Source organism: Okeania sp. SIO2F4 (assembly GCF_010672385.1).
In the GTDB taxonomy this organism is placed as follows: Bacteria; Cyanobacteriota; Cyanobacteriia; order Cyanobacteriales; family Microcoleaceae; genus Trichodesmium.
Window position 1 is genome coordinate 1 of record NZ_JAAHGT010000278.1, and the last position, 10,499, is coordinate 10,499.

General features: G+C 36.1%; 7 protein-coding genes. 4 read left to right on the forward strand and 3 right to left on the reverse strand.

Annotated features, from left to right (window positions below):
- Positions 1–562 (reverse strand): hypothetical protein (locus F6K22_RS18295; protein WP_363273843.1); only part of this gene is annotated, 562 nt, incomplete at its 3' end.
- A 167-nt stretch (positions 563–729) separates the two neighbouring features.
- Between F6K22_RS18295 and F6K22_RS18300 the strand changes: the two genes are divergently transcribed.
- Both F6K22_RS18300 and F6K22_RS18305 read left to right on the forward strand, forming a co-directional pair.
- Complete coding sequence (locus F6K22_RS18300) at positions 730–1,008, forward strand: cyclic di-GMP-binding domain-containing protein, MshE-related (RefSeq protein ID WP_293100751.1); 279 nt, start codon at positions 730–732, stop codon at positions 1,006–1,008.
- A 310-nt stretch (positions 1,009–1,318) separates the two neighbouring features.
- Positions 1,319–2,359 carry a DUF2207 domain-containing protein gene (locus tag F6K22_RS18305; protein WP_293100754.1) on the forward strand — a complete coding sequence of 347 codons (1,041 nt, stop codon included), beginning with the start codon at positions 1,319–1,321 and terminating at the stop codon, positions 2,357–2,359.
- Positions 2,360–2,960: 601 nt separating this feature from the next.
- Here the strand turns inward: F6K22_RS18305 and F6K22_RS18310 are convergent.
- Together F6K22_RS18310 and F6K22_RS18315 are read right to left on the reverse strand one after the other, a co-directional pair.
- Positions 2,961–3,587: a TetR/AcrR family transcriptional regulator gene (locus F6K22_RS18310; protein ID WP_293100757.1), complete on the reverse strand. Its 627-nt coding sequence runs from the start codon at positions 3,585–3,587 to the stop codon at positions 2,961–2,963.
- A 386-nt stretch (positions 3,588–3,973) separates the two neighbouring features.
- Entirely contained in the window at positions 3,974–5,305 is a 1,332-nt protein-coding gene (locus F6K22_RS18315; protein WP_293100760.1) for a cytochrome P450, read from the reverse strand.
- A 797-nt stretch (positions 5,306–6,102) separates the two neighbouring features.
- Here F6K22_RS18315 and F6K22_RS18320 point away from each other — a divergent pair.
- A complete protein-coding gene (locus tag F6K22_RS18320) occupies positions 6,103–7,566 on the forward strand; it encodes a M16 family metallopeptidase (RefSeq protein ID WP_293100763.1) in 1,464 nt (487 codons plus the stop codon).
- 734 nt (positions 7,567–8,300) lie between these two features.
- Positions 8,301–9,785: a M16 family metallopeptidase gene (locus F6K22_RS18325; RefSeq protein WP_293100766.1), complete on the forward strand. Its 1,485-nt coding sequence runs from the start codon at positions 8,301–8,303 to the stop codon at positions 9,783–9,785.
- Positions 9,786–10,499: the final 714 nt, after the last annotated feature.

Genomic DNA, 10,499 nt, shown 5'->3' on the forward strand with positions numbered 1-10,499 from the left:
ACGCCCCAGTTTCAAATTTACTACAAAAAAAGTGGAGTGGGAAGGGGCAGCTCATAGTTGCCCCTTCCTTTGACCAACAATAATTATCATTATCAATTGTACATTTGATTTTTTGGAGGTCCCTTATACCGAAACCTCCCAGATGCCAAATGATCCCAAATAAGTCACTACTGGTGAGATTTATTGCCCAGTTAACATTTTCAGCAAAATTAGGCGAGCGTTTACTATAGTCAAAAGGTGGACTCAACTTATCTTCACTCCAAAAATAGTTACCAAGAAAGTTAAGAGCTTTTTGTTGCTTTTCATTTAACGGTAAAATAATTCCTAAAGAATTAAGACCTTTCCCAGAAAGAATCGGTCTAGTATCAATATCAGGACATTGAATACCAACTCTACCATACTCACCAATAGCTGATAGCATCGGAATAATTTGGGCTGCAGTTAAACCTAATGCCCAGCGACTATACTTGCCAAGGCTTAATTCTTTGGCAAACTTTTCGTTTAATAAATTATTGATTTGATAGTCTAACAATTGATAAATAGTCGTATTCGATTGACTCATAGGATTTTAAATTAAAAGCTTCATCAACTAATTTCATTTTTATTCTAGTCTCTGATGATTTGAACTTATGCACCTTTGAGAAATATTTTACAGAACTTGCATAAGTTCCCTCTGATAAGAGCTAGTAGGTAATGAACAGACCACATCAATCAAGGTAGAACATGATTATGAAAATAGGTGAAATTTTGCTCCGAAGACAAGCTATTTCTCAAAGTCAATTAAACCAAGCAATAAATATTCATACTTCAATGAAAATGGGCGAAATATTACTGCGAAGACAAGTTATTTCCCAAAGTCAATTAAAGGAAGCAATAGACATTCAGACTTCAATGCATCTGAAATTAGGAGAACTGTTAATGTTCCAAGGTTGGATTCAACCAAAAAATTTAGAAGAAGCTTTAAAGGAACAATATTGGCGACAAAATGGTTATTGGATAATTGACTAAACATCAATTTTAGATTAACAACTTTTCTACTTATCGAGCAATAATTCTGATTTTTTTCAGGGTGATTTATTTCTAAAAAAAAGTATTTATACAAAAATTGACTATAACGATAAAATTCAGTTTATTTTATATAGCGTTTCTCAGCCTAATGAGGTAAACATATCTTTATTTTTATTCTATTCCCTGTTCCCTGTTCCCTGTTCCCTGTTCCCTGTTCCCTAAAACAAAGGAATTTTGTACTTCAGCAGCATGAGAATTGCTATATTGATTTGCTACTAAAATTTTCACCTCTACTAAGGAAAATAAAAAAATGAATGAATTACCCGTTTTGATTGAACCATACTCTCAAAAAAAATCCCGATTTAAACTACGAAAAATATTAACTTTTTTGGTAGCAATATTGATTGGTTTATCTCCAGCATTACAAACTATTGCTCAGGGAACTTCTCCTTTTTACTGGGATTTTATCAATGTTGAAATAGATGTGCAAAAGAATGGAGATATGCTGGTCAGCGAAACCCATAAATATGTCTTCACCCAACCCCATACAAACCAAAGATATCGATATATTCCACTAGATAAAGTAGACAAAATTACTGATGTTACAGTTTGGGAAAATCAGGAACAGATTCCTAGCAAAAATGGAATCAGAAATAACCACATATGGATTAAATGGCAACATCAACTCAATGCTCCTGAAGCACATACTTTTGTATTGAAATATCGGGTAATTGGTGGTTTACATATTAATGATAGTGGAGATAAAGTTTACTGGAAAGCAATATTTGCTAACCGCAGTGCTGTTATTAACAATGCCAAAATAATAGTCCGACTGCCAGAAGTTTTATCAGAAAAAATTCAAAGATATAAAAGTTTGGGAGTGCCAACTAACCGTCAAAAAATTAATTCTACAACTGTAGAATTTGTAGCTAAAAAAGCTATTCCACCGCAACAAGAAATAGAAGTTTTGGTGCTATTTCCTCATAATATTCTTGATGTTTCAAAACCAAATTGGCAGCGCATTCAGGTAGTTAGTTCTCTTTTTTCAGGATTATTAGACCTAATATCTTCGATTTTTCCAACATTGATGTCGTTTTTATTGATCATCTGGCTTATTCGTAGTAGTAGCCATCGTAGTCGTAGTAGTCATCGTAGTCGTAGTAGTCATCGTAGTCGTCGTAGCGGTAGTAGCTACGGTGGCGACGGTGGTGGCGGTGGCGGTGGCGGTGGTTGTGGTGGCGGTGGCGGTGGCGGTGGTTGTGGTGGCGGTGGCGGTGGCGGTGGCGGCGGTGGCGGTGGTTGTGGTGGCGGTGGCGGTGGTGGCGGTTGTGGTGGCGGTGGTGGTGGATAGTATCAGTTGAACAATTAGGACGACTACCCATTAACCTCACTATATAACAAAATGTTGATGCACCTCATACCCTTGAGATTGCTTCCTTCCACTCCGTTCCAGTCGCAATGACCGAAAAATTGTGATCTCAAGTCTCTACCCTTTTAAGGGGATAAAAAAAATAGAATATTCCATATTTCAATCCCGAAGCTTTCCGTTTGTCATGCTGCGCAAACAGCTAGGGGTACTGATAACTGATAACTGATAACTGAAATGACGTAGTTGTAAATTTTCCCACCTGCCTACTTAGCCATTCTCAATATGGCCATAACTACCGCTTCCCACTAATACTAAATCCGCCGATCATAATTTAACTTTTGTAAATCTTCTCCTAAAAAGACTGTAGGGACGTTCCATGGAACATCCCTACAATGGTTTGACAAAAGGCTGATAATTCCTGGAGTTCTCCAATACCTAACATTTACCGAAAAATAAAGGTATAAAGCCTCTCCATTCATGGAGAAAAAATCAAAAAATTCCTTTTAGCCAATCCTTCTATTACAGAAGAGGTAATTGTTAATTGTTAATAATTAATTATTAATTATTAATTATTAATTATTAATTATTGAACACCTTTTTCAGAGACCAAAACACCATTCAGGAAAATATCAGCTAATCCCTCTGCCATTTCTTGCATTGCTTGGGGAGAAGCATCAGGTTCTAATAAAGTTTTTTGACTAAAACCCGCGATCGCAAACATTCCTAAAAATACCCGTGCCACAAGTTTTGGGTTCATTTTTCGATATACACCCCGCTCCATTGCTGTTGCAAAAAAAGCCTCCGCCACATCGGTCATTTTCTCAATAACTTCCGATTGAATCTTATCCCTCAATTCTGGATGAAACTGCGCTTCCAAGAAACAGACTTTCATCATATCTGCATTGCGACTAATATTTAACATCCGGCGACGCATCACTTGTGCCACAGCTTTATAGCTAGACATCTCACTTAATTCTGTCAATAAATCTGTAAGAATTTCCACCCATCCTGTCGTAGCCAACTCTATCAAAATTGCCTTTTTATTAGTAAAATGATGAAATAATGTACTCTCTGCTACTCCCGCCTCCTTTGCTAAATCTCTAATAGTAGTACCATCATATCCATATTTAGCAAATAACTTTTGAGCTGTTTGTAAGATCCTAGTTCGTGTCTGTATCTCTGGAGTTTGTAACTGAGTCGAAACTTTCATAATAGTTAACTTTTTATCTTACTCTAACTATTTGTAGCCTCATTATTTAACAATTTTAATGATTAATTAACAAATTAGGGAGTAGGGAGTAGAGGATTAGGGGTTTAGTCTCAAAATCCCATCTTAGCTTAAGGAAAAGAGACCAAACCCCTACAATTTTTTTTCACAAATCCTGCACGGATTACCGAAAAATTAAGGAATAAAGCCTCTCCATTTATGGAGAAAAAGCGGTCGTTTGCGCAGCATGACCTAGGATGGGATGGATGGGTTACCTAACCAGATCTAATCGACCAAGAGAAATAAATTTTTTCTCTACCGCGTCAATCCTATCCCTAAAAGGGATTAGAGATTTAAAAACTCTTTCATTATCAATTATCCATTATCAATTATCCATTAGTAAAGCAAACTTCTATTTTATTAGCTGGTCGAGCAACAGGAAATTTATTAATTGTTAAATCTTGATTCTCTTTAAATTTCCAACTACAATTATCTAGTAGGGTAGATATAAAAATTTTGATAACCAAATAAGCAAATTCTTTGCCTATACATTCCCTTGCACCACCTCCAAATGGGATATAACAAAGAGGTTTCTTTTTATCTTCAGCATTTGCTGCATTAAACCTTTCTGGATTAAATATTTCTGGTTCCTTGTATATTTCTGGGTCTTCAAGAACTGAACTAACTTGATAAGTTACATTCCATCCTTTAGGAATTCGGAATCCCTGAAAAGAGCAATCTTGAATGACTTCTCGAAGCCCACCACTCACAGGAGGAGCTAGCCGTAATACTTCTTTGATTACTTGTTCTAAATAAACCATTTTCTTTAATTTAGCTAAAGATAGTGGTTCCGAGCTATCCAATTTTTCTTGTTCTATTTGAAGTGATTTTAAAACATCTAAATGCTCGGATGTTAAGATCAAAAAAGAACTTAATGCGGAACTTAATTCCTTTCTTCCTAATGATAAAAGATTAACCATTTGTTCTGCTATTTCTCTCACAGTTAGTTTGCTATCTATTTCTTCTTGAACTGTAAGTAATATGCCTAATACATCTGAACCAAAATCACTCTCTTTCTGTCTTTTGACAATGATTTGTTCAAATTGATTAAATAACTTATCCTTACTTTTTAAACCACGACCTAATTTAGTCCAAGGAAAAGCTAAAGGAATGGTATTTAATCCTGACCTCATTTCTTTTAAATAATTATCAATTTCACTTTCTGAAGCAGAATCTATACCTAGCAATAATTTCAAAACTAGATCTAAAGTATAATTATTTATTTCAAAATATAAGTCTACAAAATCAGATTTAATCCATTTTAAAAAATAGCTATTGCTCAAATTATGAATGGTATGAATATAGTTATCTAAAACTTTATTTTTGAGAGTTTTAGTTAATAGTTTTTGTCTATCTCTATGTTCTTGACCAGCCAACCAAGTAATGTCAGTTTGACCAAAAATTCTTTGAGAATTTTTGAAAATGTAACACGGTGCAAAGTATTTGTTTTCATTAGTTAAAACAAATTTAACAGCTTCATATCCTTGAAAGTAAATAAATTTTTTACCTAGAATCCTGGTTTTATAAAGAGAACCATATTTTTGGTGAATTTCTTTCATAGAGTATTGATAATTTTTTCTAAATATTTTGTTTTTTCCAATAAAAGGTAATCCTAAATTACCAGGTGGCAAAGGCAAAGAAGAAACTGGATTCATATTCATAAATATTGAACTTATCTCAATAGATTGGTTACTCTTTCAAATAAAGATTAGAGTTATTTGATCACTATTATGTAGAAAAGAAAATTTTTCTACAGTCTCTAGTTTTCAAGACGTTACAACTACAGAAATTTGGTAGTGGTGTACAAGTAGTGATACTCCGATAATAAGGTTAACTAGGGAGCTTAGATTATTATGGATGAAATCTAGAATTTACCGAAAAATAAAGGTATAAAGCCTCTCCTTTTAAGGAGAAAAACAAGAAAAAACCCTTTTAGTCAATCCTCTTCTTGATAAGAAGAGGTAATTATTAATTATTAATTATTAATTATTAATTGTTGAAGGCTTTTCTGTTCCCAGTTAAGTGTTCCCTATTCCCTTCCTCCAACCTAAATCACTACATCTACAGGACTACCAGAAATTTTACTCATATAGCACTAATCAAAAAATTACTTTTGACTGGCGCGTGGTGCTATAGCAATTAGGCCAACATCAATTTCCCAATACTCCAGAATATAATTCTATTCATATAGAATTGATTTGATTACTGATGTTTGGCCTTAAACTAGAAAAGTCTGCCCCAAAACCAACAGAAAAAACCTAAATAACAATTGGATATGCTGAAAAACTTATTATCTCAAGTTATATTATTTCCTTACTGGTCTCAAAAATTAATCATCTCACTCCTGGACAAGGCCAAATTTAATAGCCCATTCGTTAATGGATCGGTTCGCGAATCACTCAAATTTTGCCTTTGCCTAACTACCTTATGTTTCTTCTGTCTTGGCCTTGCACCCAGTATGGCCTTAGCAAGGGAATCTACTCCTGACCAAAAAATCTCAATCAAACCCTACTTAGACCGAGTAATTAAAAAAATAACAGAATTTCGCCTAGATAATGGCATGAAATTCATCGTTCTAGAACGAAATAATGCCCCCGTTATATCCTTTGCTATTTATGCAGATGTAGGCGGAGCAAATGAACCAGATGGCAAAACAGGTGTAGCTCACTACCTCGAACATTTAGCCTTTAAAGGCACAAAAAAAATCGGCACAAAAGACTATGAAGCAGAAAAACCAACTTTAGACAAATTAGACCGGATATTTGCAGAAATTCAGCAAGGAACAACGGATGGCAAAACTGAACAGGTTGCACAACTCAAAGCAGACTTTGAGAAAGCTCAAAAGTTGGCATCTGAATATGTCAATCAAAATGAGTTCTCGAAAATTGTCCAACAAGCAGGAGGAGTAGGACTGAATGCTGCTACCTCCGCAGACTACACCCAATACTATTACAGCTTACCTGCTAATAAACTAGAATTATGGATGTCTTTAGAGTCAGAAAGATTTCTAGAACCAGTATTTAGGGAATTTTACAAAGAAAAACAAGTAATTCTCGAAGAGAGGCGATCGCGCACTGAAAATTCACCCGTCGCTCAATTATTGGAACAATTCCTCGATAAAGCTTTCCTAGTACATCCTTATGGTCGCCCTGTCATTGGGTATTCAGAGGATATACAAAATTTAACTAGAGAAAATGTTCGGGATTTTTTTGATACTCATTACGTTCCTAATAACTTAACTGTAGGGATAGTTGGAGATGTCGATCCCAAAGAAGTCAAAAAATTAGCAGAAATATACTTTGGTCGTTACAAAGTCAAACAAAGACCGCCAAAACTCAACATTCTCGAACCGACCCAAACCGAAACGCGGGAAGTAACGATGAAGTTGCAATCCCAACCTTGGTATATAGAAGGTTATCATCGACCAGCAGTGAATCATCCGGACAATGCAGTTTATAATATGATTGCTAGTATTATGAGTAATGGTCGCACTTCTCGCCTCTATCAGTCATTAGTTGAGAAACAACAAATTGCACTCGTCGCTAGAGGGTTTAGTGGTTATCCGGGAGATAAATACCCACACCTGATGCTATTCTATGCCATGACTGCTCCCAATAGCAATATAGATGAAGTAGGATCAGCTTTGCAAACAGAAATTGAAAAGTTGAAAACGGAACCAGTTTCTGAGGAAGAATTAGAACGGGTAAAGACTCAAGCGCGGGCAGGTCTGTTGCAGTCTCTTGACTCTAACATGGGTATGGCAACTGCTCTCTTGAGTTATGAAATTAAAACTGGTTCGTGGCAAAATCTATTTAAAGAGTTGGATGCCATTAATGCTGTAACGACAGAAGATATTCAACGTGTAGCTCAAGAAACTTTCGTGGCAGAAAACCGAACTATTGGTAGATTACTTCCTCAGTAATACTGTAGTTCGTTGAATAATGTAGTGTAATAAGTGTAGGTTGGGTTGACGTAGGAAACCCAACAAAAATAGGACTTACGCAAAATAATGTCATTCTGTCATCGCAAGTGGTAGCTTTTGCGTTTCATCAGCCTAGCAAAGCAGTCCATCAGGATAGCAGTCTCAAACGCCCAAAACTTATTACTAATGTGTAAGTGAACAATAACGCTTTGTTGGGTTTCGGTTCCTCAACCCAACCTACAACAATGAAATTTTACCTCTAATCTAACAACAACAAACTATGCTCTCTAACCAAAAGAAAATTACTATATCAAAACTTTTCTTAACAGCATTTTTAGTAATACTGGATCTAAAATGGTGCCCTGCGACGGATTGTTTAATCCATTTCACGGTCTATATTTGAAGCGTAAATACGCACCCTACAATAATGAACTGCTGTGTTGAGTTTCGGTTCCTCAACCCAACCTACAAAATCTACTTTTACCTCTAATCTAACAACAACAAACTATGCTCTCTAACCAAAAGAAAACTACTAAATCAAAACTTTTCTTAACAGCATTTTTAGTAATATTGGATCTAAAATGGTGCCCTGCGACGGATTGTTTAATCCATTTCACGGTCTATATTTGAAGCGTAAATACGCACCCTACAATAATGAACTGCTGTGTTGGGTTTCGGTTCCTCAACCCAACCTACAAAATCTACTTTTACCTGTAATCTAACAACAACAAACTATGCTCTCTAGCCAAAAGAAAATTACTAGATCGAAACTTGTCTTAACAGCATTTTTAGTAATAGTAATGTTGTTATCTATTCTAGGACGAATGCCAGCTATAGCTCTAGCACCACCAAAACATTATACCGAACTAGAATTTCCACCATTACCAGAATTAGAAATACCAGATTACACTCGCTTTCAACTTAATAATGGCATAGTTGTGTATCTGATGGAAGACCACGAACTTCCCCTAATTGGTGGACGTGCCATATTTCGTACAGGTTCGAGATTTGAACCAGAAAATAAAGTAGGGTTAGCAGACTTAACCGGAACTGTTATGCGTACAGGAGGCACAATTGAACACTCCCCGGAACAAATAAACCAACTACTCGAACAAAAAGCAGCAGCAGTAGAAACAGGTATTGGCGGTACTGCTGGTAGTGCTAGATTTAGTTGCCTCACTGAAGACTTAACCAAAGTATTCGGATTATTTGCTGAAGTAATTCGCGAACCTGCATTTACTGAAGAAAAATTAGAACTTGCTAAACAACAATGGGAAGGTAGTATTGCGCGTCGGAATGACGACCCTGAATCTATTGCTGGTCGTGAGTTCCAAAAATTGATTTATGGTACAGAAAGTCCTTATGCTCGAACTGTTGAATATGAAACTCTCGATAATATCTCCCAAGAAGATTTAATTGATTTCTATGCCAAATATTTTCATCCTGAGAATATGATTTTGGGAATAGTGGGAGATTTTAAGACCAAACAAATGCGATCGCTCATTAAAGACCAACTAGGTGACTGGCAACCAAGCAGTAAAGCAGTGAAACCTCCTCTACCGAATGTTACTCAAGCTGAATTCGGCGATATATTTTTTGTGGAACAACCTCAGCTCAATCAAAGTTATATACAAATGGGTCATTTAGGTGGAAAATTAGATAATCCTGATTATACAGCTTTGAGCGTAATGAATAGCGTCCTCAATGGTTTAGGAGGGCGTTTGTTTAATAATATTAGATCGCGCCAAGGTTTAGCATATTCTGTTTCTGCTTATTGGAGTCCTAATTATGATTATCCAGGAGTATTCGTCGCTGGTGGTCAAACTCGTTCGGATGCAACTGTGCCATTTATCGAATCTGTTAAGGAAGAAATTAAACGTATTCGCACCCAACCTATTACAGAAGAGGAACTTAACCACGCTAAAGATTCTACCCTCAATTCCTTTATTTTCAACTTTCAAGATCCAGCTCAAACTTTATCCCGTTTGATGCGATATGAATATTATGATTATCCTAAAGATTTCATTTTCCGTTATCGCCAGGAATTGGAAAAAATCACTGTTGCAGATGTGCAAAGAGTAGCTAAAAAATATTTGCAACCTGAGAAAATGGTAACTTTAGTTGTGGGTAATAAAGAAGCAATTCAACCGCCTCTCAGTAGTCTGGGAAATGGGATTGAAATTACTTCTATAGATATTACGATTCCAGAACCAAGTTAACTTTCATTTATCAGTAGCTAGACACAGATTCGGGCACGGATCAAGGGATTAATTATTTGGCATCATCTGTGCATCCGTGGCTAAATCCCTGTCTAGCTCTATTCTGGCGATAGTGCTACGCACCGCTACGCGATCGCTCTTTTTCAGTTATCAGTTATCAGTTATCAGCAAAACTGAGCAGACAAGATTGAATCTCCCCTACTCCCCTGCTCCCTCACTTTTGAGCTGAAACCAACGCACTTTTTTACACCCTAAAAATGCTAAAACCTTTATCTGTTAATGCTTTAATGATTAATCAGCACACCCTAACTATTGCACAATAGATGAAGAAAACATCAATCTCGGAAAAAGCTGAAACCAGCGCACTTTTTTACACCCTAAAAATGCTAAAACCTTTATCTGTTAATGCTTTAATGATTAATTAGCAAACCCTAACTCTTGGACAATAGATGAAGAAAACATCAATCTCGGAAAAATCAGCGATATAGCTGTCGCTAGTCTCCACTTTTATGTCGCGCAGCGAAACGCTCTTTTTCATTTATCAGTAGCTAGACACAGATTCGGGCAAGGATAAACGGATTAATTATTTGGCATCATCTGTGCATCCGTGGCTAAATCCCTGTCTAGATCTACTTTTTCTGTTGTTGAGGTTGATTTTTCTTTATCTGCTTGAATAAACTCAATATTTTTCGACTTTAACTTTTTTTCTAGCAG

Excerpts from the sequence above, each read along its gene's own strand:
- F6K22_RS18300 (WP_293100751.1), top strand. The coding sequence starts at position 730 with ATGAAAATAGGTGAAATTTTGCTCCGAAGACAAGCTATTTCTCAAAGT.
- F6K22_RS18305 (WP_293100754.1), top strand. The coding sequence starts at position 1,319 with ATGAATGAATTACCCGTTTTGATTGAACCATACTCTCAAAAAAAATCC.
- F6K22_RS18310 (WP_293100757.1), bottom strand. The coding sequence starts at position 3,587 with ATGAAAGTTTCGACTCAGTTACAAACTCCAGAGATACAGACACGAACT.
- F6K22_RS18315 (WP_293100760.1), bottom strand. The coding sequence starts at position 5,305 with ATGAATATGAATCCAGTTTCTTCTTTGCCTTTGCCACCTGGTAATTTA.
- F6K22_RS18320 (WP_293100763.1), top strand. The coding sequence starts at position 6,103 with ATGGCCTTAGCAAGGGAATCTACTCCTGACCAAAAAATCTCAATCAAA.
- F6K22_RS18325 (WP_293100766.1), top strand. The coding sequence starts at position 8,301 with ATGCTCTCTAGCCAAAAGAAAATTACTAGATCGAAACTTGTCTTAACA.